The following is a 23,673-nucleotide window of genomic DNA, read 5'->3' on the forward strand; positions in this document are numbered from 1 at the left end:
GTTCATGCACAGGTCGTCGACGACCCCAACGTTCAGTCGACCGAGATCGTGGTCACCGCGCGCATGCGGCAGGAACGGCTGAAGGATATTCCCGACACGATCACCGCCTTTTCCGCGGACGCCATCGAACGGGCAGCGATCACCAGCGTCAAGGATTTCGTCAACCTGACGCCCAACATCACCCTGCTGCCCTCCTTTCGCCAGGGCGTGTTCAACCTGACATCGCGCGGCGATTCCACGCCCCAGGGCGGCGATTCCCCGATCGTGGTCAATTTCGACGGCGTACAGGCGTCGGCCCCCTCGCCCGCCGCCACCAGGGCCTGCGCCACGACGCCGGGCGCGCACAGGGCCTCGTCAAAGGCGCTTTCGATCGACACCGGGCCTTGCGTGATGTTGGCCTGGGAGAAGCGGACGCCGAACTGCCCGGCGATGTCGGCGACCTCCGCCAGTTTCCGCGGCACCGGCGCGACATGCGGGGTGATGATCCGGATGTGCGGCATCGTCATTGCCCTTTCCCCAGCATCACCTTGGCTTCAACGCAGTACGAAGCCGCCGTCGGGATACAGGGTCGAACCGGTGATGAAACCGTTCTGCATCAGGAACAGGACCGTGCTCGCGACCTCACCTTCGGTGCCCGGACGGCCGACGACGGATATATCGCGGAAGCTGGCGAAGGCGGCCTCACGGATTTCGGCAGGGCGCTGCCCCCACAAATGGCCGTCGATGGTCCCGGGCGATATGCTGTTGACGCGGATCGGCGACAGATCGACCGCCAATGCGCGGGCCAGCCCCTCGATCGCGCTGTTGCAGGCGACATAGGCCGGGATACCCTTGATCGGCCGCGCACCGGCCGCACCCGCCATCAACGTGATCGACCCGTCGGGCGCCAGGTGCGGGATCGCGTCGCGGACCGACCAGTACTGGCCCCAGAATTTGGAGCGAAACGGGCTTTCGGCATCCTCGTCGCTGATCTGATCGATGGGCCCGAGCGTATAGCTCGCCGCCGAAATGAAGAGATGGTCGAGCTGCCCGACCTGATCGAAGAAGGCGCGGATCGATGGTTTGTCGGCCGTGTCGATCCGACAGGCGGTCGCACCATTCCCCAGTTCGGCGATGGCCGCGGCTAGGCGTGCTTCATCCCGGCCACCGATCACCACCTGTGCGCCCTGGGCAATTGCCTGCCGCGCGACCTCCAGGCCGATGCCGCTCCCCCCGCCGATGATGACGACCCGCTTGTGCGCAACTGACATGCCAATCTCCTTGAAGGAACCGGGTATTCGCCCGTTGATCGACCGCCGATGTATCATGGAAATTTCGTCTGATTCCGGCTATGATATCACGACCGGCAGGACATAAATTCGAGGATCCGATGATCTCCAGCGAACGAATGAATGGCATCCGGGCGTTCGTTCAGGCGGAACAATCGGGCAGCTTCGCCAAGGCGTCCGAGCGCCTGGGGCTATCCCAATCGGCGGTGAGCAAGGCGGTTGCGCGGCTGGAGGACAGGCTGGGCGTGCAGCTTTTCTTCCGGACGACGCGGCATCTGAGCCTCACCGACGAAGGGCGCGCTTACTATCAAAGCTGCGTGCGCGCGCTCGCCGAACTGGAAACGGCGGAGGCGGCGCTGGCCGATCGGAAATCGTCGCCTTCGGGCACGCTGCGCATCAACCTGCCCGACCTGTTCGGTCACCAATGGGTGCTGCCGGTCCTGCTCGAACTGGTCGAGCGGCATCCGTTGCTCGATCTGGAAGTGAGTTTCGAAAACCGGATCGTGGATCTTGCGGAGGAAGGCTTCGACCTTGCCATCCGGATCGGCGCGCTGCCCGACAGCAACGGCCTGATCGCCCGCAAGATCGGCGTGCAGGATCTGGTGATCTGTGCGGCATCCTCTTATTTTGCAGACCGGGCCGCGCCCTCGTCGCCCCATGACCTCGGCGATCATCGGGTCATCACCCATTTGCGCAAGGGCCATGAGGAACCATGGCATTTCCTGGACGACAAGGATGGCATCAAGCGGGTTCTCGTCAGGGGGCGGCATCGCTTCGCCAGTTTCGAGGCCATGGCGAGCGCGACGACCGCCGGGATGGGGATTGCGCAACTGCCTGCATGGCTGGTGGCCGATCGATTGCAGTCGGGGGAGTTGGTGTCGATTTTCCAGCATGCGCGACAACCGAGGCTACCGATCCACATCATCTGGCTGGAAGCAAAGGGCATGACGCCCCGCGTCCGCGTTGCGGTCGATGCACTCGTCCACGCGCTGTCCGGGTCTTCGATCTTCTAGGCCGCCCATACTCCGACGAGAGTGGGCGGATGTCATCGCCGACGGCGCGTGCGTGCGGATCGAAGCGGACGGGATCCCAGTGGCCGGCGCCGCACGACCAAGGTTCGAGACGCAAGCGGCACGGTCCAGATCGCATCCTCGCTCGGCCGCCACCGTTATGCCGGTTCGATCGTTGTGCGGTGTCAACGGATTGGATTCTCCTATGCATCAGATCAACCGCGGCACCGGCAAGCCCCTGCTCCTCGTCCATGGGCTGGGGAGTAGCTGGCGGGCCTGGCGATCGATCCTGGATGATCTGGCAGCGGAGCGATCCGTCATCGCCATCGACCTGCCGGGCCATGGTGCGACGCCCGCCGCGCAGGACAGCGGCACCTTCGAAGGGTTGGTCGGCAGCGTGGAGCGCTACCTCATCGCAAATGACCTCGTCGGTGTCGATGCCGTCGGCAGTTCTCTGGGTGGCCGGATCGTGCTGGAACTGGCGCGGCGGGGAACGGTCGGCAACGTCGTCGCGCTCGATCCGGGCGGGTTCTGGCGCGGCTGGGAGCGCACCTTCTTCCGTACCACCATCGGCTTGTCCGCGCGGCTGCTGCGTGTCCTGCGATCCCGCCTGCCGGCGATCAGCCGCAGCGCCGCGGCGCGCACCGCGCTGCTCGCCCAGCTGTCGGCAAAGCCTTCCGCGCTCTCGCCCGAACTGGTGTGCACGGAGCTGACCGGCATCACCGACACCCCGACGTTCGATGCACTGGTCGAGAACCTCGCCAATGGCCCCGAACAGGCGGGCCCTGCGGCTGATCCGACGCGGCGCATCGTTATCGGCTGGGGCAAGCATGATCGCTTGTGCCTGCCCCGGCAGGCCGCCCGGGCAAACGCGGCGTTTCCGTCGGCGACCCTGCACTGGTTCGAGCACAGCGGCCATTTTCCGATGTGGGACATGCCACGCGAGGCGACGGCGGTTATTCTGCAGGCAACCCGTTGAGCCAGTAGCCGCTCGAAAGGTTGGTGGCGGACAACCCCGATCCAAAGGGCGTCACTCGCCGCCGTTCGAAGTGTAGCCGACGTCAGCCGCTAGTTCTTTGTTCTCACGGTTTGATGGTGCGATCCTTTCAATGGAATGGAAGGAAGCCGCGCCGGACCCCTGCCCCGCTTCATCCGCTTGATGGCGCGAAGGAGATTGCAAGGTGGATGACAACCGGCTGTGGGGCTTCGAGCAGAGCCTGTGGACCGAAGGTCCGGACAATTACCGCGAGAAGGTCGACGCCGAGGTGGTGATGATCCTCCCGCGGCCGCCGTTCGCCTTTCACGGCGAAACCGCGATCGACGCTGTCGCCGCGACGCCCGTGTGGGATCGCGCCGAACTGACCGAGCGCACCGTTTCGCGACCGCAGGAGGGCCTGATCGTCATCGGATATCACGTCAGAGCCGAGCGCGACGGCGGCCCCGGCTACGAAGCCTGGTGCACGTCGACGATCCGGCGGCTGGAGCACGAGGTGTGGCGCGTTGTCCAGCACCAGCAGACACTGGCGTTGGACCACGGGGCGTGATCGCCGGCGAGACGGCGCGATCGGCGCCGTCTCGCCACCCCTTCACCACAACGCGACATTCACGCGTCGCTGCGCCCGCCCCAATCTTCCGACATCCGTCAATGCTCGCTCGATGCGCGGCCGTGAAATTTCACGATGCGGCATTTTGCCGTTTTCCTCGCAATATTCTGCAATACACTGCTCCCCGGTGAATACCGGGCACGATCAACGATGCTTAGCGGCCAACGTCCGACAGCCGTAGGTCCCGCGAGATGAAGTTAGCAGCCAGCGCTGCGCCTACGTCTCCTTTGGCAAAAAGAGGCAGCGTGAGTTTACTTCACCTGGCCAGCCACTCGGCTTTAATATCACCTCGATGGCCCTCCGGCGCCAACGCGGCCAGCAGAGCGTCCAATAGCGACGGCAGCGCCTCCGTGAAGGCATAAGGCGGATTGACGATGTAGAGGCCCGCGCCGTTATAGATGCCCGGCTGGTCACCATCGTACAACCAATGCTCCACCGACAGGAATTTCGGGATGTCGAGCTTGCGCAACTGCTGCTTCCACCGCTCGTGCGTGGCGCGGTCTTTCAGCGGATACCATATCACTGTCACGCCATGTGCCCATTTGCGGTGAGCGGCGGCGAGGGTGGCTGTGATACACGCGCGTTCCTCCAGCTGCTCGTACGGCGGGTCGACCACAACCACGCCGCGCGCCGTACGGGGCGGCAGCATTGCCAGCCAAAGTTCGTACGCATCGCGCTGATGCACGGCGGCGGATGTGTCGCGCATCGCCCCGCGCAGGGCGTAGACATCCTCGGGGTGTTTTTCGTTCAGGATCAGCAAATCCTGCGGACGGAGAAGCTGCGCAAGAACGAGCGGCGAGCCGGGATAGAAGCGCGGTTCGTCCCCGACGTTCACCGTGCGTATGGCGGCGCGGTAGTCGTCCAGAAAGGGGGACGGATCGGCAAAGACCCTGAACACGCCCTGCGCGGACTCGCCGGTGCGTCGCGCCTCCTCGCCGTCAAGGTCGTAGAGCCCGCGGCCGGCATGGGTATCGATCAGGGTCAGCGCGCCCGGTTTGCGCTGCAAGGCCCGGACAAGGGCGATCAGCAGGCTATGCTTGACGACGTCGGCGCTATTACCGGCATGGAAGGAATGGCGATAATTCATTGTGACGCAGAAATCCCGACGATCCTTCTTCGTACGAACGGCTGCGCACGGAAGCCGCGCGCGAGGCACTGAAGCAATCAATCGGGCGCTAGTATAAAGTCGGGCGACAACCTTCAACGCACTTCCGCGCAAGGCCGACGCGCGCGTTCGCGATCGTCACCAGATGCGGAGATACGGGGAGTCGGGCGCACGGGGAGGTTGTCATGCAGGAGCCGGACGTTCTTGCCGCAACCACGAAGCAGTCGCTCGCCCGATGATCGACCTGTATCGCTCCGAAGCCGAAAGCTTTCCGGTGACCGCGCCCCACTTCCCCCGGCTCGAAGGTTCCGGGCCGTTTCAGTTGCCTTCGGCATCCACCGTAAACACGACCGGCTTGCCCCGCGACATCGGTTCCCAACCGGCAGACATGGCGGCGCGTACGCAACGCGAAATCGTTGCGTCATCGAGCTGAAGACGACCGCGCGGCAAGCCCTTCAAAAGCCGCTTGGGCGGCGGGAACTCCACCCATGCTTCGCGTTTGGCATCGCGCTGGTGAAGGCCGATCGTCATTCCCTTCCAGCCATCGTCATCCGATTGATGCGGTTCACGCTGAAGGTGCCAGTCATATAGAACGCCATCGACATCGACGGTGCCGTTGCTTTGAGATTTCGCCATAACGGCGGTTCTAGCATGCCAGCCCGACCGACGCACCGGTGCGGAGCGAAGGCTTACGGCCCAGGCTGGTGGACGCAAGCGGACTGCGTCTGTTCAGGCCCGAACCGGCCACGGCCGCGTACCGTGAAGCTCATTGGACAGAAGAGGCGATCGTGCGTGACAGCGAGGCGGAAGCGAAGCGTGAACTCGAGCGCATCGCAACGGGTCATTCAACGCCCGCACGCGCGGCGCTTCCCGCCCATCGCGCAGGTCGGTGGCAGGGCAGCCGTCACCATCCCATGCTGCCCGGCACGCCCTTGAACGGCCCGGCGAGGTCGGCCGTGATCCAGCCGCCGTAGAAGCCGCCGGGCTGCGGGACCACCTGCTCGCCGTCCACCGTGCAGCGATCGAGCGGCCCGGCGTAGAAGGCAACGTGGTCGCGCAGCATCGCGAACGCCCGCGTCGGCTCCGGGTAGCTCCACGCCACATCGCGCAGCAGCTCGTCGCCGATCGCCAGATGCCAATAGACCGCGTGCCCCTTCCACTCGCAGAACGAGCGTCGCTCCGACCGACGCAGCAGGCCGGGTGTCAGGGACGCGGGCGGCAGATACCAGCTTGGCGGATGGCTGGTTTCCAGCGTGCGGACGCCCGCCCGCGTGTCGGCGACGAGGACGCCGCGATGCGCGATACGGACCCACCGCTCGCTGGACTCGGCAATGGCGGGACGGGGATAGCGCCACACGCTCTCCTGACCGGGCGCAACCGGGGCCGGCGTCGGCCTCATGCCCGCACCTCGCGCCGGGCCAGCCACCGTTGCAGGTGCGGCCGGACGCGAAGGAAGCGCAGGTACAGACGTTCCAGCACGAGCAGGACCAACCGGCTGCGCGCGACTTCGCCAAGCGGCCGTAACGCCGGAATGACGCGCCACATCGCGGCGAACGCCGCCGCTCCCGATACCATTGGCCCACCCGACTCGCGCGCGTGGAATCGCGCCAGCATCTCGGTCCGGTCGAGCGGGCAGGTGACCGGGCCGGCCGCGTCGATGAACGCGATGGCCCCGCGGGTGTCCAGTCTGCGCATCAGGGCGATCTCGCGCCGGCAGGGTGGGCAGCCGCCGTCGTGCCAGACCGTGACGCGCTTCATTGCCCCTCCCCCGGATTGTCGCGCCAGATACGCCCGGCCAGCAGCGTTGCGAAGCCGAGCCATGCGACGAAAGGCACCGCCGTGGCGGCCGCGGGCCGGTCCACCCTGGCGGCGGCGGCGACGTAAGCGGCGCCCGTGGCGACCATCGCGCCCGATGCAGCCGCGCTGGCCCCCAGCCGCTTCTCGCGGAAGAACAGCTGCGTCCAGCCGCCGACCATCGCCGTGTTGAGCAGCCACAGGCCGACCGCCGTATTGCGCGTCGGTCCCGGCGGTTGTCGAAGCAGGCGATATCCGCCGACCGCGAGACCCGTCTCCAGCACCGGCCAGACCGCGCCGAACGCCGCGTCGGGTGGCGTATAGCCGGGCTTGTCCAGCCGGCGATACCACCGGCGGATGCCGGGATGCGACGGATCGGGCGCGTTGCGCCGGCCGACGAGCGCGCTCGCGCCGAGCACCACCCCGACCGCGCCGAGTGCCAGCAGCGGCGACAAGCCCGCCGGTGAAGGGGAGTCCGGGGCGTTCGGCGATCCGTCGACCGTCGGCGTGTCGTAGCGCGAGAGATCGACGTCCCTCGAATGACCGCCGAACATCTTGCCGGCGACGCCGCGCACGGCGGGACGGCTCGCCACGCTCAGCGCGCCGTGGAGCAGCCGGATGCCGGTCCTGCTGTGCGGATTGGCGAGCCGCGGCGCGAGCTTTGGTACGCCCTGTGCGTCCTCGACCATCGGCCGCATCGCCTGCTCATAGGCCGCCAACGCCGCCCGCATATCCGTCGCACGGATCAGCTCCTGCGCCAGCACATAGGCGCCGGTGACCGCCAGCGTCGTGCCGTAGCCGGCGATCGGCGTCGCGCACCAGGCCGCGTCCCCGGTGAGCACGACGCGGCCCCTCGACCAGCGCGGCATCCGCACCTGCCGGAGCACGTCGAAGTAAAAGTCGTCGCTTGCCCCCATCCCGTCCAGCACGCGGCGGCTTTGCCAGCCGGCATCGGCGAAGCGCTCGCGCAGCCACGCCTTCTGCCGATCGACGTCCCAATCCTGCTCGCCGCTTGGCGGCTGCTGCACCGACAGCATGGCGCGTGCGGTGCCGTATCGATCGGGGCGCAGCGACACGCTGCGGCCGCCCGGCGCATTGTACCAGCGCCACAGGCGATCGTCGTCCGCCTGCCTCGGGATCGTGAAATAGGCGATCGTCAGGTCCATCCAGCGCGGTTCGTTCTCACCCGGGAAGACCAGCTCCCGCGTCCGCGACCCCACGCCCTCGGCGACGATGACGGCGTCGTATCGTTCGACGGCTCCGCTGGCGAAGGTGACCCTCGCGCCGTCATCGTCCTGTTCAAGTTCCACAATGCTGTCGCCGAACCGGTAGGCCGCATGCGCGCGGGCGGGTTCGTAGAGTAGGCGGGCCAGATCGCCGCGCAGGATCTCCATCTCCGCAGTCGGCCCGTCGGCACCCGTATCGGTGGTGAGGAACTGCGCGGCGACCTTGCCGTCCTCCTCGACCCAGGCAGTCCCCTCCTCGCCGGTGCCCTGCTCCAGCGCCGTCTGCTCCAGCCCCATCCGGCGCAGCACCTCACGCCCCGCCCCGCGCACGTCGATGTTCTGGCCGCCGTCGCGGAACGCGGGTGTCCGTTCGACCACGGTGACGTCGAAGCCGGCACGGCCCAGCCACCAAGCGACGGTGTTGCCCGCGACGCTGGCGCCGGTGATCAGGATGCGACGGGATATGGATGGGCTGCTCATCGCTCCTCAACGAACGGGAACGGATAAGTCGCGCAACCGAGACGTTTCTGCCTGATTGTGAGCGAAAACATTGTGTTCGCCTCATTCAAGACGATGGAACGCTGTGGCTGCACGTTGGTCAGTCGCCATGCGCGCCGATCCCGCCGCTGGGCGGGCGTCGAGATCGGCAGGCCTCATCACATCAAGGTATCAATGACGCCACCATCGACGCGAAGTGCCGCGCCCGTCGTTGCGGACGCCAGCGGCGAGGCGAGATAGACGACCATGTTGGCGACCTCCTCGACCGTCGCGGCACGCCGAATGATCGAGCTGGCGCGGTGTTCCTGCACGAATGCCGCCGCCACCTCCCCGATGGACTTGCCCGATTTCGCGCGTTCCGCTTCCAGCATCGCCTCGACACCTTCCGACAGCGTCGGGCCGGGCAGTACGGAGTTCACGGTGACGCCGGTGCCCGCCATCCGCTTGGCAAGCCCACGGGCCAGCGCGACATCGGCGGTCTTGCTGACGCCGTAGTGAATCATCTCGACGGGAATGTTGAACGCCGATTCCGATGCGAGGAACAGCAGCCGGCCCCAGCCCTTCGCTTCCATGGTTGGGAGATACGCCCGCGCGAGGCGAACGCCGGCCATGACATTGACCTGCCAGTGACGGTCCCACGTCGCATCGTCGGTGTCGAAGAAGTCCGCGGGCTGGAAGATGCCGAGATTGCTGACCACGATATCCGCCTCCGGTACGGCGGCAACGAGCTGCTCGTGTCCATCCACGCTCGCGAGATCCGCCGCCACACCGCGTGCGCTGCCGCCGATGCGTGCGACGGCCGCATCCACCTTCGCCTGCGTGCGGCCGTTGACGATCACGCGTGCGCCGGCGTTCGCGAGGCCGTGCGCGATGCCGAAGCCGATGCCTTCGGTCGATCCGGTGACGAGCGCGGTCTTGCCGCTGAGGTCGATGTTCATGAGGTCGGTCCTTCAATCAGATCGGTGAGGAGAATAGCGTCGGCCATCGCGCGGTTGCCGGCGTCGCCGGGATGGAGATGATCGCCGCCGTCGTAGGCGGGCGCGAGATGGTCGGGTCGGGCGGGATCGCGCAGCACATGGTCGAAATCGGCGACGGCGTCGAAAGTGCCAGACCGTCGTATCCAGTCGTTGATGCGGTGGCGTAGCGCGTTCTTGGCGGGGCTGTAGTAACTGGGGTGCAGCGGCGTGTCGGGCAAGGCATCGGCGAACGGCGGCAGCGTCGTACCGATCACGCGCAGGCCCGCGCCGTGCGCGCGTGCGGCCAGCGCGCGATAGCCGCGGGCCAGCGCTTCGAACGTCATCGCGGGGGCGTTCGGGTCGAACGGGGTCCCCGGCCAGGCGATGTCGTTGATGCCGAGCGCCAGGATCAGCGTGGCGATGCCCCGCTGGGCGAGAACGTCGCGATCGAGCCGGGCGAGCGCGTTCGCTCCCATCCCGTCGCTGAGCAGGCGGGCGCCGGAGATACCGGCGTTGACCACCGCTATCCCGTCCGGCGCGGCGCGCGCGGCAAGATAGTCGGGCCAGCGGGTGTCCGCATCGAGCGTCGCCCCGGCACCATCGGTGATGGAGTCGCCCAGTATGACGACAGTACCCTTCGCCTGCGCCGCCTCGACCAGCACGCCGGCGAGCAGCAGGCGGGTGGTCGTCGTCGTTTCTACCGGCGGTTCGGCATCCGCAATTCGCTGGCCTGCAAGGACATAGCCCGTCCGCTTGCCGTCCCAGTGGAAACTCCCGATGGCGGGTGCGGTATCGAAGCGTATCGAGATCGCCAGATCCTGCCCTGCGACCACGGCGATCGGAAGCGGATCGCTGGTGACGGATGCGCCGGGAGCGACGGTCACGTCCTCGTCACCGCCGAAGCGGACGCTGCGATCGGCCGCACCGTCGATGCGGCTGCCGCCGAGGGAGGGCGCGGCATGGACGGCGGTTATCGTGATCGCCTGCTTGCCGTAAGTGTTAGCCAGGACGATGCGAACGTTGCGGCCGCCGATGCCGAGCCGCACCACCTGACGTAGCGTGCGGCCGCCAAGCCGTGACGGAACATTGGTCGGGAACAGGAAGTCGCTACCCCAGACCGGCTGCTGGCTCGCGGTCCACGCCGGCACGATCTGCGTCGGGGCGGCGAGCATCGCCGCCGCAGCAAGTAGCGCCGTCATGCGAGCAGCCCCTTCGGGCGATCGGCCGTCGCGAGCAGGACGAGACGGCTTGCAAACACCGTCGGCACCAGTCCGCCGCCGAACAAAAGCGGGATCGGTGAGATCGCCGCGACGGAAAAGCCGCTCCGCTCGATCAGCAACGGTGCGATATAGGGGAAGACCGCGAACACGCCCGCAAAACCAAGTATTGTGGCGGCGAGACCGAGCAGTACCGGATGCTGCCCAGGGGCGCGGAGATCGCGCCGCCAGTCGGCGCGCTCCGATGCCTCGCGATCCGCCGGCACCGCCAACGCGATGACCGCGAATGCGACGATACCGACGATCGCAACCGCCCAGACGGTCGGGCATGGCGCGCCGACCACCACGCCGGGCGCATAGCCCGAGATCAGCGACCCCGCAGCGCCGATCGAGACGTACAGGTCGGCACCGACAGGCAGCCCTACAATCACGAATTCGGTGACACCGATGCCGAAGGCACCGGCGGTGAGCGCCAGCAGCGCGAATGAAGGACGCGAGGATGTCATGGCGATCATTATGGCGCGACGGGCATCGATGAATTAGAGCCAAGGCCGGCACATCATCTGTGAACCTCGGGAACAGTCATGGCGATGGAACCGAACCGTGCGGCAGAAATGGCGGTGTTCGTTCGCGTGGTGGAAGCCGGCGACTTTTCGGGAGCGGCGCGGGCTCTGGGCCTCAGCCCGTCGGCCGTCAGCAAGCTCGTCGCCCGTCTGGAAGCGCGGCTCGGCACAAGGCTGTTGCGGCGCTCGACGCGGCGGCTGGCGCTGACCGCCGAGGGGGAGGCCTTTCACGCCCGCGCCGTCGGTATCCTCGCCGAGATCGATGCTGCGGAGCGCGAGGCGGGCGGTGCGCGGCTGCCCGCGGGGCGCGTCCGGATCGCGAGCAGTGCCTCCTATGTCACGCACGTGCTGGCGCCACTGCTGCCGGAATTCCTTGCGCGCTATCCGGATATCGCCATCGACATCGTTCAGAGCGATGCGATCAGCGATCTGGTCGCCGATCGCACGGACCTCGCCATCAGGGCGGGGCCGCTGGAAAGCTCGGGCCTGATCGCCCGATCGTTGGGGGAGACGACATTGGTCGTGGTGGCTTCACCAGACTGGATCGAGCGTAATGGTATGCCGGCAACGCTCGCCGATCTTGCCCTCCATGATCGGCTCGGCTTTTCCTACCCCCGCGCCTCGGGCGACTGGCTACGACCCGCGCGTAGCGAGGACAGTCGGGTGCGGATGAACGACGGGGAAGGCATCCGCCACCTTGCCCTCGCTGGCGTGGCCCCGGCCAAACTCGCGGCGTTCACGATCCGCGACGATCTCGCAGCAGGCCGGCTGGTGCGTTTGCTGCCGCTGGACAGTCCCCCACCGCGTGAGGCGTTCCACGCCATCTATGTGGGGCGCTCGGATACGCTGCCGCAGCGCGTGCAGGTACTGCTCGACGCACTGACGATCCACGGCATCGTACGAGACTGACGCGCTTCCAAGAGCCGCTCGGACCCGGTTGTGGACGTTCGACGCGACCTGCGCCCTTCCCTCGCTCTGAAGGCCAATCGGTCGATCTGATCGCCAGGTTACGACGGGGGATGAGCGTACCGAATGGCAATCGAGCTTCGTGCCAGCGCGAGACCAGCCCGGCGCGACCGCGCTTTCGATCTGGCAAGGGTCATCGTTCGTCTTCTGCGGGGTGAACGGGAAGGCCAGCAGGCTGGAGCACATCGAGTTCGGCGCGGGCGCCGGCGAGGTCGTCGCGAAAGTCGGCGGAGCCGTGCGCCGCGGCCACCAGCACGGCCGCGGCGAGCAGCCCGCCCTCCACCGCGCTGGCCGAATGCGAACCGCAGACGCGGCGGCTGTCAGCGTAGTCGCGACCGCGCGCGAGTAACATGGTGGCGCGGTCAGGCAGCAGCTCCGCCAGAATCAGCGCGAACGACATCCCGTTGGCGGCATGGCCCGAGGGATAGTCGCCGTTGGCGGCGAGCGCTGCGGTGCGCGGTTCGCAGATCGGCAGGTCGTTGCCGATGAAGGGGCGTGCGCTATGCCAATGGCGCTTGGCAGCGCCGATGGCTGCGGAGCGGTCGGCCCCGAACCGGGCGAGCAACCGCACCAGGACGGGGGTGCGGCCGACGTCGATCGCAAACCCGATCGCATCGCGAAAACGGGCCGGCAGGTCGTCGGACACATCGGCCTGCGCCTGTCGCCAGCGCGGCGAACCGGCCAGCGCGCGCGCCGCGACGAAGCGGCGTGCATCCGCCAGTGCCTGGGGCGAGCCCGGCGCGGGCGGCCCGGGCAGGATCCGCGTCAGATCGGGTCGGTCCCGCGCGACGAGATAGCCGCCTAGGCGCTCCACCGGCCCATCGCTACAGCGCGCGGCGGCACGCACCGGATTGCAGCCGGCCGCCGCCCCGCCCGGCAGCATGACGCGATAGCTGCCCAGGCGGCGATCCGGCCAGGGATAGTCCGTCGAGACATATTGCGCCCCGCTCGACAGTGCGACATCGCGGCGACGGGTGTCGCCGTCGCGCGCCTCGCGCGTGCCGTCGTCGGCGCGGGTGCGGACGAGGAAGCCGGCGCGCACCGCCGCGGCGATCCTTGCTCCGTTGGCGACGGGATCGTTGAGCGTCAGATAGGCGGCCGCGGGCGAGGCCTCGTCGGTGTTGACGAACATCGCCCGCCCCTCCAGCGAGCGCCGCGTGCCGCGATAGAGCGCGACCTTCGCCGGCCCCTCGTCAAGCGCGATGAGGACGCGCCCGCGCGCCTGTGCCAGCGTCGGCCAGCCCCCCGCCAGCACCGCCGTGCGAAGCGTCGGGCTGGTTCCCTGCACCTCGTCAGGGGTGATGAGGCGCCGGCCGGGCAAGCCGCTGCGCAATTCGGTGTCAAGCGCGTCGAAGCCGGCCGCGTCGAACCGTTCGGGGACGGGCGCCATCGGGCTCGCCTCGTCCTTGGCGTTGACGAGGATCAGGATCGGCGCGTGATCCGGGTGCGCATCGGACCACGTCCGTACCTCACGCAGGCAAGCGGCCAGCGTGAGGCAGGACGAGCCCCGGTCGATGCCGGGCATGTGCATCACCTTCAGCCCGGGCGCGGCCATGGCGGAACCGTCGCCGGCCCGCGCATAGCGGCCGCCCGCATCGTCGCGGTACACGTCGAGTTCGATCTGGCGCATCCCCGCGTCGAGCTGCGCGGTGAGGGGCCGGTGCGCATAATCCAGCGCCACCGCCCGCGGATCGGCCGCGATCAGGCGCGCCATCACGGCGGACGGGATCGCCTGCTTGTAGCTGTTGTGCGTGCCGACCGCGACGATGTCGTTGACCCGCAGCGCCGTGTCCTGCGCCCGCGCCGGTGCCGCCGTCGCGGCGACCAGCGCGATCAGGCGAGCGGCGCGGATCACATCCGCCACCGTATGCCGGCGAGCAGTTGCCGGCCGCTGCGCGCATAGCTGCTCACCCGGTCGGAGCTGTCGACGAACTGGTCTTCCGCCTGGTTGGTCAGGTTCACGCCCTCCAGGGTGACCGTGAAGCGCGGCGTGACGTTCCAGAACAGCGAGGCATCGACATAAGTCGCCGCATTGACCCCGGCGATGTCGTTGCCGTTGGCCCCGGGGACCGCGGTCAGATAGCGGTCGCGATAGTTGATCGACGCGCGTCCGCCATAGACCGGCGTTTCGTAATACAGCGTCGCATTGGCCGAATGTTTCGACAGGCCGACCAGCGGTTTGCGCACGCTGGTCGTCGCGGTCAGGGCATAGTCGGTATCCGAACTGGTGTAGGTGTAGTTGGCGATCGCGCCCAGGTGCCGCAACACGCCGGGCAGGAAGGTGAACGCCTGCTGCGCGATCACCTCCACGCCCTTCAGGCTCGTGCCGGGGCCGTTGACCGGCTGGGTGAAGAAGAAGACGTCCTCGGGCCGCGCCACCTGCTGGTTGCCGAGGAAGGCGACCGGATAGCCCGACGCGGCATAGGCCTGCTCGGTGGTGCGATTGGTGATGAAGCTGTCGATCCGCTTGTAGAACGGGCCGACCGCGAAGAAGCCGTCGCGGGAGGGATAGAATTCCAGCGCGAGATCGACCGAATCGGCGCGGAACGGCTCAAGGTCGGGATTGCCGACCGACACGGTCCGCGTATTCACCTGCACCTGTCCGCCCGGCGTCAGCGAGGTGAGCGTCGGGCGCGTGATGTTGCGGTTGGCGCTGGCGCGCAGCTGCAACCGGGGGGCCAGTTCGAAGACGAGGTTCGCCGATGGCAACCAGTCGGTATAGCTCCGCCCGAACGTCACGGATTGCGCAACTTCGCCCACGACGACGGCACCGGTCGCGGTGGTCCGCGTCCGCGCGACGCGCACACCCGCATCGCCGCGCACGACCATCCCCGCGAGTTCGCCGCGCAGGTCGAGCTGGGCATAGCCGGCCAGCACCTCTTCCTTGACGCGCCGGTCGTTCTCGCGATTGCGCGTCAGCGGAGTGGCGTTGCGGTCGATCAGCGGCAGCGCCTTGTCGAAATCGACGTACAGCCATTCGCGCGGCGCGCCCGTAGGCAGGTCGAGCGCCTTGCCGAAGGTGTAGGGCGATCGTGCGTACACCAGGTCCGCGATCGTCCGGCCGCGCACGCTCGTCACGTCCTGCCCGAAATCTTCGGTGCCGAAGATGTAGCGCGTATAGCTCGCGCCCGCCTTGACCGTCACCGCGTCGTTCGCGCGATAGGCGAGGTTGACCTTGCCGATCCGGTAGTCGTTGTCGACGACGTTGATGCGCGGCCGGTACAGGTCGAGCCGCAGCGCCGACGGGTCGGTGAGCGAAAAACCGTACGTCATCACCGGCACACGATCGTTCGGGCGATAATCATAGGCGAGATTGCGGTTGTTGGTCAGTGCCTGCAGCGTCCGCGTGTCGACCGTATAGTCCGACCCCTCGACGCCCGCGAGCACGTCGACCGTCAGCCGGTCGGTCGGCTTCCACGTCGTCGTCAGCGCGATCTGGTGGAACTTGGTGTCGTTGCGGTCGCGGCGATTGTCGATGCGGTTGTCGACGTTGCCGAATTCTGCCGCGACGATGTCGTTGCCCTGCGTGACCAAGCTGCGGATCGTCGTCTCCCGGATGCCGGTCGCATCGGTACGGCTGAACGATTGGGCGTCGAGGAAATACTCCAGCCGGGTCGATTTCAGCCGCGCGTACAGCACGTCGAGATCGACATGCAGCGCATCGCTGGGCCGGAACTGGAACGCCCCGGTCAGGCCGAGCCGCTTCTGGTCGTGATCGAAGATGAAATAGCGCGGCGTCCGCGGGTAGAACAGCCGGTCGGGACCGGTGCCGTTCAGCCGCGCGCGGATCGCCGAATCGATCGCGGGCGACACGTTGGCGAGGGTCCAGCCGCCGCTCGCCCAGCGCAGCGTCTGGTGACCGTCCTCGATCACCTGCCGCCGCGAATAGGCGGCCGACACCAAGGCGCCCCAAACGCCATCGTCACTGGTCTTCGACACCACGAGCGCGGCGCGCGGACCGACATCATCAGTGCGCGTCGCCCAGAACGCCTGCCCCGAAGCCACGACGTGGAAGCCGGGATTGTCGAACGGCCGCAGCGTGTGCAGGTCGACCGTCGCGGCGATGCCGCCTTCGTCCAGCGACGGCGACCGCGCCTTCACCACATCGATCCGGCTGAACAGTTCGGAAGCGAAGATGTTGAAGTCGAACGATCGCGACCGGTTCACCGCGCCACGCTGATCGGTGGTGCCGGTGGTCGCCAGCGCCTCCATGCCGTTCAACCGGACGCGGGTGAAATCGGCATTCAGGCCGCGCACCGCGATCTGCCGGCCCTCGCCCGCGTCGCGCGTGATCTGCACGCCGGGAATGCGCTGGATGCTCTCGGCAACGTTGGTGTCGGGGAAGGCGGCGATATCCTTGGCGAAGATGCTGTCGGTCAGCCCGATCGCATCACGCCGCGCGGCGATCGCGCTTTCCAGGCTCTTGCGCAGACCAGTGACGACGATGTCCTGTCCCTCGTCCTGCGCAGGGGCGTTCGCCGCATCCTGCACCGGCTCAGGCGCTTCATGGGCGGATGCCGCGATCGGGATCACCCGCGCCGGCGCCGCGCGCGGCGACAGCACGACCAGATTGCCGCGGACCACCGGCACCAGCCCGGTGCCGTGCAGCATCGCGATCAGCGCGGCGCGCGGCGTCAGCCGCCCGGACACGGCCGCGGCCCTCCGTCCCGCCGCATTGCTCGGGGCGACCACGACCTGAATGCCCGTCGCACGCGAATAGAGCGAGATGCTTTGCGTGAGCGCGCCGGCGGGGATCGCGAAATCGCCCGGGGCGGTCCAGGATGCGGGCATTTGCGCCGCCATCACGGCTTGCGGCACGAGGGTCGCAATCGCCAGACTGAAAACGCCGGCACTCATCATCGTCGAACGTCGCATCTATATTCCCCCGATCGGCTGCACGGCAGCCGTTACGGAAGGAAGACGACAGTCTACATCATTACGGACACAAATATTTTTATGACATTTCGAAGTATTTTTCCGGTCAATTCGATGACAGGATCAGTGCAGACTTCGTCTCCGTCACGACGAAGCCATAGGACATGCCGAGCGACCGCAATAGCGACGGCGCGTCATCTGTCCTGAAACGGCCGCTGATCGGCAGATCGGCCAATCGGGCCGGCGGTGGCTGGATGATCGGACCGGACCGCCGGTTGAGGATCGCCACCAGATCACCGAGCCGCAACGCATCGACGTCCAGCCAGCCTTGGCGGATGTCGTCGGTGCGTGCGTCGAAGCGCACGGCAGGACCGGCGTGGCCACGCACGACATGACCGCGCCAACCCGCCGGCACCCATTCGCCGCGTGCATCACCACGCCCGGCAAGACGTACTGCCCCGCGGTAGACCGCGACCTCCATGCGGCCGACGGTGCGGTCGACGTTGAAAGCGGTGCCCAGCACACGCACCATGCCATCGCCGGCGTACACCGTGAACGGCCGGGCGGGATCGTGCGCCACATCGAAGAACGCCGCCCCGCCGGACAGCGTCACCTGGCGCGCGGTCTCCCCGTAGCGCACGACAAGCCGGGTCGCGCCGTCGAGCCGCAACATCGTGCCATCGGCGAGACGGACGGCTCGTGTCTCGCCCCGTCGGGCTTCTAACGCCGCCACCCGGTCGGGCGTTCGCCCCGGCCACACATGCGGTAGCCCGACAGCGAGCAGAACCGCGACGACACCGCTTGCCGCCCCCGCGACGACGCGGCGCCGACGCGTCCGCAACGCCTGCACCGCGTCGTCGGACAGCCGGCCGCGATGGCGCCAGTCCGCCAGGGCCTCGGTCAGCTCAGGGGTGAAATCATGGTCCACCGAATCCATTTTTCTCCGGCGGTTCATCATGCCCCTGCGCCAAGGCACAGCCCATGGCGGTCGAGTGACCGTCGCAGATCGGAGAGCGCGCGCGTCACGTGCTTTTCGATCGCAGCCGGCGACAGATCGAGCTGCTCCGCGATGGTCGCAACCGCGTCGCCGTCGAGCCGCCGGCGCAGGAACACCTCGCGGCGTAGCGGCGGCATGTCCGCTATCGCCGCGGACAGGATGCGAGCGCGCTGCCGATACAGCAGGATCTCGTCGGGAAGCGGCCGTGGACAGACGATCGTATCGGACATCTCGGTTGTTTCCGGTCGCCGGCTCGACTGCCGGAACCGGTCGCGGATGAGGTTCCCGGCCACCGCGAGGCAGAAGGCGGTGACATCCTCCACGGTTCGCCGGCTGCGATAGGCGTAGAGACGGACGAATGTCTCCTGCACCAGGTCATCGCTGTCGCACCGATCGCGCAGGCGAGACAGCGCGAAACGATGTAGCAGATCATGCAGTATCCGCTCGTCCACGCCGCCTTGGCGTGCCGCTGGTTTCGGCATCGTTCCGCTTATCAATGCCACCTGTCACCCCGTCACCCGCTTACCTTCGGCCACCTAGGGATGGTTCGTGAAAGTGACATGACAGGGGCCGGAACGGACCAGAAGCCGGTGTCGGGACGAGGAAGGCCGATGATGCCGACCTGATGGTCCAGCTTGACCTCGAACGAGGGATTGAAACAGGCCTTTTGAAGTCTGCTGACGGGATGGGGTGGACGGCCCCTGCACCAGCTAAACCGTGCAGTGATGTGGCCCTTAGTGGTTGGTGGTTGGTTGGTGGTGACGGCTATATCTCGCGAGTGCTATCGTCTTCGAGGTCATTGCGACTTCCGCGCTCAAGGCGGCGGAAGGTAGGGGCCTGCCGACCCCAATTGCGATTATGGGATACAACGCGGTCTTCTCCCTGCCCGGGGCGCTGTGGACGATACAGGCGGGTGTTGCCTATGCGATCTGCCCGGCATCGCGTCCGGCCGGGGGACGCGCGCGGCGACCGCGTCCGGGTTCTGGACGCCGGGGATACAGCTCTACACGCTGGGTGACGCACCGCGGATCGACCTTGCCGGCACGCTGCGGCAGGTCGCGCGGCTCGGCTATCGTCGGGTGGAATTGCCGGGCGATTACGCACGGACGCCGCAGGAACTGCGCCGCGCGCTCACGGTCGCGGGCCTGACATGCCCCGCCATCCACGTCCTGCCCCAGGCCACGCCGGGTGCGTGGCATCTCGACGGCGATATCGGGGCGCTGGCGGCGAACGTCCGTGCGCTCGGGGCCGACCGGGCGGTCGTCGCCATCGCTCCCCTGCCCGACCAGGTGCGTCAGGCGTTCCTGCATCCGCCGGCGGGCGGCCCCGATCCGGCCGTGCTCGACGGGCTGGTGCGCGCATTGACCCGCGACGACTGGAAACGGGCGGCGGCGCTGCTCAACGATCGCGCGGCGCGGCTCGCGGCGTCGGGGGTTGCCCTCGCCTACCACAACCACGCCTTCGAGTTCGTACCGCTGCCGGGCGGCGGCACCGGCTATGACCTGTTGCTGGCGGAAACGGATCCGGCGCTCGTATCGTTCGAACTGGACGTGGGATGGGTCGCTGCCGCCGGGCAGGATGTGGTCGAACTGCTGGAGCGCACCGGGCGTCGCGTGACGATGATGCACCTCAAGGACGCCGCCGGCATATCGCGCAATGTCATCGAAATGGCACCGGCCGATGTCGGCACCGGCATCGTCCCGTGGCGCGCGCTGGCCGGGGCGATCCGTCGCGTCGGCATCGACCAGCTATATTTCGAACAGGAACCGCCCTTTCCCGCCAGCGCCTTCGCCTCCGCCGCCGTCGCCCGGACCTGGTTCGACGGCCTGTTCGGGGAACGCCCCCCGCCTCGGTAAGCCGGTCGATCCGGATGCCCGATCGTCCCCGCTCATGACGGAGATCGACGAGCCGGTGACATATAAAGAATCCTTTATATCGCGGTTGACAGTGCTGGCGCGCTGGTGTTCAAGACACAGGTCGAGGTTCCCCACCTCAGGCATGACGGTGGGGCTAAGACGGGAAGCCGGTGACGCTCTTCGAGGGCGGATTCCGGCGCTGCCCCCGCAACTGTAAGCGGCGAGCATTGGTCCCATTTCGTGTCACTGAGCCTTCGCAAGAGGCTCGGGAAGGCCGGGACCATTGCGTTGACCCGTGAGCCAGGAGACCTGCCTCCGACGCAATAACGTTCCTCGGACGGGGGTTCCTCCGGTGGATCGCGCTTGACGCAAGGCCCGCGGCGCTCGTTCGCCGAGCGGGCTTGCCGGTGCCTTGCGCGCTCTTCCTGGCTCACCCGCCCGCAATGTGCAGGTGAGTTCATGACCAATAGCGGGTTCACGTTCGCGATCAGCAGCATCCCGTTCGACGAGGATTATCGCCCCGCCGACAACACGCGCGCCACCACCAATTTCGCCAATCTGGCGCGCGGCGACCGCCGGCAGGAGAATCTGCGCAATACGCTGAGGATGATCGACAATCGGTTCAACTCGCTGGCGCATTGGGACAATCCGACCGGCGATCGTTATGCGGTGGAACTGACGATCCTCTCCGCCGCGCTGATGATCGACGCGGTCGACCAGGCCGATGGCTTCCCCCTGATCGAAATCCTGCAGACCACCATCGTCGACAGGCGCGCGGGCGAACGGATCGAGGGCATCGTCGGCAACAACCTGTCGTCCTACGTCCGCGACTACGACTTCAGCGTCGTGCTGCCCGATCATCTGAAACGACACCCCGGCGGCGGCGCGCCGGATGGGTTCGGCGACCTGCACGGCAATCTGTTCAGGCATTTCCTGAACTCGGCCGCCTATCGCGAACGCTTCGCCAAGCGCCCCGTCATCTGCCTCAGCGTGTCGAGCAGCCGGACCTATCACCGGACCGCGAACGAACACCCCATCCTCGGCCTCGAATATCGGACCGACGATGTCTCCGCGACCGACGCCTATTTCGCGAAGATGGGCATGACGGCGCGCTACTTCATGCCACGCCACGCCGTCGCGCCGCTCGCCTTCTATCACTTCGGCGACCTGATCGGCGATTATACCGCGCTGGAGCTGGCGGGCACGATCAGCACCATGGAGACCTTCCAGAAGATCTACCGGCCGGAGATCTACAACGCCAATTCCGTCGCATCCGCCCAATACCGTCCCAGCCTCGACTATCAGGACTATTCGCTGACCCGCATCGTCTACGATCGCGAGGAACGCAGCCGGCTGGCCGCCGAGCAGGGCCGCTTCGCCGAGGAGCATCTCATCAAGCCGCATGCGGCGGTGCTCCGGCAATGGTCCGACAGCTGCGCTTTCTGATTTTCCCCGCGATCCAAGGTATTCCCGAATGACGACACTGTTGCCGACCACCACCGCGGGCAGCCTGCCCAAACCCTCCTGGCTCGCCCAGCCCGAGACGCTCTGGTCGCCGTGGAAGCTGGAGGGCGAAGCGCTCGCCGCCGGCAAACGCGACGCGTTGCGCCTCGCGGTGGACGACCAGCGCCGGGCCGGGATCGACATCGTCGGCGACGGCGAACAGACGCGCCAGCATTTCGTGACGACCTTCGTCGAGCAGCTGGAGGGCGTCGATTTCGAGAAGCGCGAAACGATGCGGATCCGCAACCGCTACGACGCGAGCGTGCCGACCGTCACGGGCGCCGTGTCCCGGCCGAAGTCGGTGTTCGTGAATGACGCGCGCTATCTGCGCGCGCAGACCGAGGGGCCGATCAAATGGACGCTGCCCGGCCCGATGACGATGATCGATACGCTCTACGATGCGCACTATCGCAGCCGTGAGAAGCTGGCGTGGGAACTCGCGCTGATCCTCAATCAGGAGGCGCGCGAGCTGGAGGCGGCGGGCGTCGACATCATTCAGTTCGACGAGCCGGCGTTCAACGTCTTCTTCGACGAGGCGAACGACTGGGGCATCGCCACGCTTGAAAAGGCGGCCGAAGGGCTGAAGGCCGAGACCGCGGTGCATATCTGCTACGGCTACGGCATCAAGGCGAACACCGACTGGAAGAAGACGCTCGGCGCGGAATGGCGCCAGTACGAACGGACGTTCCCCAACCTGCAGAAATCGACGATCGATATCATCTCGCTGGAATGTCAGAACTCGCGCGTGCCGATGGACCTGATCGAACTGGTGCGCGGCAAGAAGGTGATGGTCGGCGCAATCGATGTGGCGACCGACCGCATCGAAACGCCGGAGCAGGTCGCCGAGACGCTGCGCAAGGCGCTGACGTTCGTCGACGCGGACAAGCTCTATCCGGCCACCAACTGCGGCATGGCACCGTTGGCGCGCGATGTCGCCAGAGGCAAGCTGGAGGCGCTGGGCGCGGGCGCGGCGATCGTGCGGGCGGAGCTGTCGCGATAACCGACCGGTTAGGCCCGCTCGCCGCTGACCAATCCGGTGCGACGCGCCGACGGCTGCGCCCGTGGTTCGGTCGAACATGCCGGTCCCTCGGCCCGCCACAACCTGACGCTCGTTCGGCTTGACGTAGCGCCTTCGCGGGAAAGGCATGCGATCATCAGGGATATCGCCGCGATGACCGGTGTTATCCCTCGATGATCCGTCGCTTTCTCACTGCCGTCGCGTGCTCCGCCATGCTGTCGACCGTCGCCGGCGCGCAAACCGTGCCGCTGGGCGCGAACCTCGAACGGTTCGACTATCCGGCGCCGCTGCACTGGTTCGACGCGAAATCGCAAGGTCATCCGGTGCGCATGGCCTATCTCGACTGGCCGGCGACCGCCACGCCGAACGGCACGACGGTCGTCCTCCTGCACGGCAAGAATTTCTGCGCCGCGACCTGGGGTGATACCGCGCGCGGGCTGGCGTCGGCCGGCTATCGCGTCGTCGCGCCGGACCAGATCGGCTTCTGCAAATCGTCCAAACCCGCCGGCTATCAGTACAGCTTCCACGCCATGGCGGCGCTGACGGCGTCGCTTCTCGAACGGGCCGGTGCCGGCAAGGTTGTGCTCGTCGGCCATTCGACCGGCGGTATCCTCGCCGCCCGCTTCGCGATGCTCTACCCCGAGCGCGTCTCGCGGCTGGTGCTGGTCAACCCGCTCGGCCTCAACGACACGCTGCGCGAGGGCGTCCCCTATACCGACCTCGGCCAGCTCCGTGCCGAGGAGGCGAAGACGGACGCCGCATCGATCAAGGCCTATCAGCTCCGCAACTATTACCACGGGGTCTGGCGCCCGGCCTATGACCGGTGGGTGGCCATGCTGGCCGGTCAATATGCCAGCCCCGACGGCGACCATGTGCGGGACGCGCAGGCGCGCCTGTCGGACATGATCCAGACCCAGCCGGTCGCCGCCGAACTGCCGCACCTGACGGTCCCGACCACGCTCATCATCGGCCAGCGCGACCTCACCGCCTTTCGCGCGAACAGCGCGCCGGAGGATCGGCGCGCACGGGTCCGCACCGTGCCCCAAGCCGCCGAGGAGGCGGTGCAGCGCATTCCGAACGCACGCCTGATCCGCCTCGACGATCTCGGCCATTCGCCGCAGGTGGAGGCGCCCGCCGCCTTTCTGCGAACCCTCCGCTCCGCGATCGCGCCGTAAGACGCAACGGCCGGTTACGAGCAAGCACCTATTGCGAACGCC

General features: G+C 67.3%; 22 protein-coding genes, 1 pseudogene and 1 riboswitch. Of the genes and pseudogenes, 9 read left to right on the forward strand and 14 right to left on the reverse strand.

Annotated features, from left to right (window positions below):
- Positions 1–32: 32 nt before the first annotated feature.
- Together AC1RTO_RS07415 and AC1RTO_RS07420 are read right to left on the reverse strand one after the other, a co-directional pair.
- Positions 33–506 (reverse strand): hypothetical protein, encoded by a 474-nt coding sequence (locus AC1RTO_RS07415; RefSeq protein ID WP_493160179.1) that lies wholly within the window; start codon positions 504–506, stop codon positions 33–35.
- A 27-nt stretch (positions 507–533) separates the two neighbouring features.
- The gene (locus AC1RTO_RS07420) at positions 534–1,250 is read right to left on the reverse strand and encodes an SDR family oxidoreductase (protein WP_493160180.1); all 717 of its coding nucleotides are present in this window, start codon (positions 1,248–1,250) and stop codon (positions 534–536) included.
- 119 nt (positions 1,251–1,369) lie between these two features.
- On the opposite strand from AC1RTO_RS07420, the gene AC1RTO_RS07425 reads away from it, so the two are divergent.
- The 3 genes from AC1RTO_RS07425 (at position 1,370) to AC1RTO_RS07435 (ending at position 3,822) form a co-directional block, all read left to right on the forward strand.
- Entirely contained in the window at positions 1,370–2,281 is a 912-nt protein-coding gene (locus AC1RTO_RS07425) for a LysR family transcriptional regulator (RefSeq protein ID WP_493160181.1), read from the forward strand.
- Between the two features lie 202 nt (positions 2,282–2,483).
- The gene (locus AC1RTO_RS07430) at positions 2,484–3,257 is read left to right on the forward strand and encodes an alpha/beta fold hydrolase (protein WP_493160182.1); all 774 of its coding nucleotides are present in this window, start codon (positions 2,484–2,486) and stop codon (positions 3,255–3,257) included.
- Positions 3,258–3,459: 202 nt separating this feature from the next.
- Complete coding sequence (locus AC1RTO_RS07435; protein WP_493160183.1) at positions 3,460–3,822, forward strand: DUF4440 domain-containing protein; 363 nt, start codon at positions 3,460–3,462, stop codon at positions 3,820–3,822.
- A gap of 316 nt (positions 3,823–4,138) precedes the next feature.
- Here AC1RTO_RS07435 and AC1RTO_RS07440 read toward each other — a convergent pair whose 3' ends face one another.
- The 8 genes from AC1RTO_RS07440 to AC1RTO_RS07475 all read right to left on the reverse strand — a co-directional run bounded on the left by AC1RTO_RS07440 (position 4,139) and on the right by AC1RTO_RS07475 (position 11,184).
- The gene (locus AC1RTO_RS07440; protein WP_493160184.1) at positions 4,139–4,969 is read right to left on the reverse strand and encodes a 23S rRNA (adenine(2030)-N(6))-methyltransferase RlmJ; all 831 of its coding nucleotides are present in this window, start codon (positions 4,967–4,969) and stop codon (positions 4,139–4,141) included.
- Between the two features lie 336 nt (positions 4,970–5,305).
- A complete protein-coding gene (locus AC1RTO_RS07445) occupies positions 5,306–5,623 on the reverse strand; it encodes a hypothetical protein (protein ID WP_493160185.1) in 318 nt (105 codons plus the stop codon).
- 268 nt (positions 5,624–5,891) lie between these two features.
- The gene (locus AC1RTO_RS07450) at positions 5,892–6,386 is read right to left on the reverse strand and encodes a DUF427 domain-containing protein (protein ID WP_493160186.1); all 495 of its coding nucleotides are present in this window, start codon (positions 6,384–6,386) and stop codon (positions 5,892–5,894) included.
- Positions 6,383–6,745 carry a DCC1-like thiol-disulfide oxidoreductase family protein gene (locus AC1RTO_RS07455; RefSeq protein WP_493160187.1) on the reverse strand — a complete coding sequence of 121 codons (363 nt, stop codon included), beginning with the start codon at positions 6,743–6,745 and terminating at the stop codon, positions 6,383–6,385. The genes AC1RTO_RS07450 and AC1RTO_RS07455 overlap by 4 nt, the downstream gene beginning before the upstream one ends.
- The gene (locus tag AC1RTO_RS07460) at positions 6,742–8,487 is read right to left on the reverse strand and encodes a tryptophan-rich sensory protein (RefSeq protein WP_493160188.1); all 1,746 of its coding nucleotides are present in this window, start codon (positions 8,485–8,487) and stop codon (positions 6,742–6,744) included. Before AC1RTO_RS07460 ends, AC1RTO_RS07455 begins: the two co-directional genes overlap by 4 nt.
- Before the next feature lie 176 nt (positions 8,488–8,663).
- Complete coding sequence (locus AC1RTO_RS07465; RefSeq protein ID WP_493160189.1) at positions 8,664–9,443, reverse strand: SDR family NAD(P)-dependent oxidoreductase; 780 nt, start codon at positions 9,441–9,443, stop codon at positions 8,664–8,666.
- Positions 9,440–10,660: an SGNH/GDSL hydrolase family protein gene (locus AC1RTO_RS07470; RefSeq protein WP_493160190.1), complete on the reverse strand. Its 1,221-nt coding sequence runs from the start codon at positions 10,658–10,660 to the stop codon at positions 9,440–9,442. Before AC1RTO_RS07470 ends, AC1RTO_RS07465 begins: the two co-directional genes overlap by 4 nt.
- The gene (locus tag AC1RTO_RS07475) at positions 10,657–11,184 is read right to left on the reverse strand and encodes an MFS transporter (protein WP_493160191.1); all 528 of its coding nucleotides are present in this window, start codon (positions 11,182–11,184) and stop codon (positions 10,657–10,659) included. The genes AC1RTO_RS07470 and AC1RTO_RS07475 overlap by 4 nt, the downstream gene beginning before the upstream one ends.
- 78 nt (positions 11,185–11,262) lie before the next feature.
- Here AC1RTO_RS07475 and AC1RTO_RS07480 point away from each other — a divergent pair, with 78 nt between their 5' ends.
- On the forward strand, positions 11,263–12,150 hold the full coding sequence (locus AC1RTO_RS07480; RefSeq protein WP_493160192.1) for a LysR family transcriptional regulator: 888 nt from the start codon (positions 11,263–11,265) through the stop codon (positions 12,148–12,150).
- Between the two features lie 190 nt (positions 12,151–12,340).
- Here the strand turns inward: AC1RTO_RS07480 and AC1RTO_RS07485 are convergent, their stop codons facing one another.
- From AC1RTO_RS07485 to AC1RTO_RS07500, 4 genes are all read right to left on the reverse strand, one after another.
- Positions 12,341–14,062: a Ca2+-dependent phosphoinositide-specific phospholipase C gene (locus AC1RTO_RS07485; protein WP_493160193.1), complete on the reverse strand. Its 1,722-nt coding sequence runs from the start codon at positions 14,060–14,062 to the stop codon at positions 12,341–12,343.
- Positions 14,059–16,998, reverse strand: a complete 2,940-nt coding sequence (locus tag AC1RTO_RS07490) for a TonB-dependent receptor (protein WP_493160194.1) — start codon at positions 16,996–16,998, stop codon at positions 14,059–14,061. The genes AC1RTO_RS07485 and AC1RTO_RS07490 overlap by 4 nt, the downstream gene beginning before the upstream one ends.
- 190 nt (positions 16,999–17,188) lie before the next feature.
- Complete coding sequence (locus tag AC1RTO_RS07495) at positions 17,189–18,040, reverse strand: FecR family protein (protein ID WP_493160195.1); 852 nt, start codon at positions 18,038–18,040, stop codon at positions 17,189–17,191.
- Positions 18,037–18,561, reverse strand: a complete 525-nt coding sequence (locus tag AC1RTO_RS07500) for an RNA polymerase sigma factor (RefSeq protein ID WP_493160196.1) — start codon at positions 18,559–18,561, stop codon at positions 18,037–18,039. The genes AC1RTO_RS07495 and AC1RTO_RS07500 overlap by 4 nt, the downstream gene beginning before the upstream one ends.
- Positions 18,562–18,877: 316 nt before the next feature.
- Here AC1RTO_RS07500 and AC1RTO_RS07505 point away from each other — a divergent pair.
- The 5 genes and pseudogenes from AC1RTO_RS07505 to AC1RTO_RS07525 all read left to right on the forward strand — a co-directional run.
- Positions 18,878–18,949, forward strand: a pseudogene (locus AC1RTO_RS07505) (hypothetical protein); the annotation flags it as partial.
- Positions 18,950–18,975: 26 nt separating this feature from the next.
- Entirely contained in the window at positions 18,976–19,935 is a 960-nt protein-coding gene (locus AC1RTO_RS07510; RefSeq protein ID WP_493160197.1) for a sugar phosphate isomerase/epimerase family protein, read from the forward strand.
- Positions 19,936–20,042: 107 nt separating this feature from the next.
- A riboswitch (cobalamin riboswitch) is annotated at positions 20,043–20,266 on the forward strand.
- Positions 20,267–20,394: 128 nt separating this feature from the next.
- Positions 20,395–21,381: a DUF1852 domain-containing protein gene (locus AC1RTO_RS07515; protein WP_493160198.1), complete on the forward strand. Its 987-nt coding sequence runs from the start codon at positions 20,395–20,397 to the stop codon at positions 21,379–21,381.
- A gap of 28 nt (positions 21,382–21,409) precedes the next feature.
- Entirely contained in the window at positions 21,410–22,438 is a 1,029-nt protein-coding gene (locus AC1RTO_RS07520) for a methionine synthase (RefSeq protein ID WP_493160199.1), read from the forward strand.
- Positions 22,439–22,629: 191 nt separating this feature from the next.
- Positions 22,630–23,631: an alpha/beta fold hydrolase gene (locus AC1RTO_RS07525; RefSeq protein ID WP_493160200.1), complete on the forward strand. Its 1,002-nt coding sequence runs from the start codon at positions 22,630–22,632 to the stop codon at positions 23,629–23,631.
- Positions 23,632–23,673 lie beyond the last annotated feature (42 nt).

The organism is Sphingomonas sp. GW821-FHT10F09, assembly GCF_058809195.1.

Coding starts and splice junctions, on each gene's coding strand:
- AC1RTO_RS07465 (WP_493160189.1), bottom strand. CDS start 9,443: ATGAACATCGACCTCAGCGGCAAGACCGCGCTCGTCACCGGATCGACC.
- AC1RTO_RS07490 (WP_493160194.1), bottom strand. CDS start 16,998: ATGCCCGCATCCTGGACCGCCCCGGGCGATTTCGCGATCCCCGCCGGC.
- AC1RTO_RS07495 (WP_493160195.1), bottom strand. CDS start 18,040: ATGATGAACCGCCGGAGAAAAATGGATTCGGTGGACCATGATTTCACC.
- AC1RTO_RS07445 (WP_493160185.1), bottom strand. CDS start 5,623: ATGGCGAAATCTCAAAGCAACGGCACCGTCGATGTCGATGGCGTTCTA.
- AC1RTO_RS07415 (WP_493160179.1), bottom strand. CDS start 506: ATGACGATGCCGCACATCCGGATCATCACCCCGCATGTCGCGCCGGTG.
- AC1RTO_RS07425 (WP_493160181.1), top strand. CDS start 1,370: ATGATCTCCAGCGAACGAATGAATGGCATCCGGGCGTTCGTTCAGGCG.
- AC1RTO_RS07450 (WP_493160186.1), bottom strand. CDS start 6,386: ATGAGGCCGACGCCGGCCCCGGTTGCGCCCGGTCAGGAGAGCGTGTGG.
- AC1RTO_RS07460 (WP_493160188.1), bottom strand. CDS start 8,487: ATGAGCAGCCCATCCATATCCCGTCGCATCCTGATCACCGGCGCCAGC.
- AC1RTO_RS07440 (WP_493160184.1), bottom strand. CDS start 4,969: ATGAATTATCGCCATTCCTTCCATGCCGGTAATAGCGCCGACGTCGTC.
- AC1RTO_RS07520 (WP_493160199.1), top strand. CDS start 21,410: ATGACGACACTGTTGCCGACCACCACCGCGGGCAGCCTGCCCAAACCC.
- AC1RTO_RS07430 (WP_493160182.1), top strand. CDS start 2,484: ATGCATCAGATCAACCGCGGCACCGGCAAGCCCCTGCTCCTCGTCCAT.
- AC1RTO_RS07500 (WP_493160196.1), bottom strand. CDS start 18,561: ATGCCGAAACCAGCGGCACGCCAAGGCGGCGTGGACGAGCGGATACTG.
- AC1RTO_RS07480 (WP_493160192.1), top strand. CDS start 11,263: ATGGCGATGGAACCGAACCGTGCGGCAGAAATGGCGGTGTTCGTTCGC.
- AC1RTO_RS07515 (WP_493160198.1), top strand. CDS start 20,395: ATGACCAATAGCGGGTTCACGTTCGCGATCAGCAGCATCCCGTTCGAC.
- AC1RTO_RS07455 (WP_493160187.1), bottom strand. CDS start 6,745: ATGAAGCGCGTCACGGTCTGGCACGACGGCGGCTGCCCACCCTGCCGG.
- AC1RTO_RS07525 (WP_493160200.1), top strand. CDS start 22,630: ATGATCCGTCGCTTTCTCACTGCCGTCGCGTGCTCCGCCATGCTGTCG.
- AC1RTO_RS07470 (WP_493160190.1), bottom strand. CDS start 10,660: ATGACGGCGCTACTTGCTGCGGCGGCGATGCTCGCCGCCCCGACGCAG.
- AC1RTO_RS07475 (WP_493160191.1), bottom strand. CDS start 11,184: ATGACATCCTCGCGTCCTTCATTCGCGCTGCTGGCGCTCACCGCCGGT.
- AC1RTO_RS07420 (WP_493160180.1), bottom strand. CDS start 1,250: ATGTCAGTTGCGCACAAGCGGGTCGTCATCATCGGCGGGGGGAGCGGC.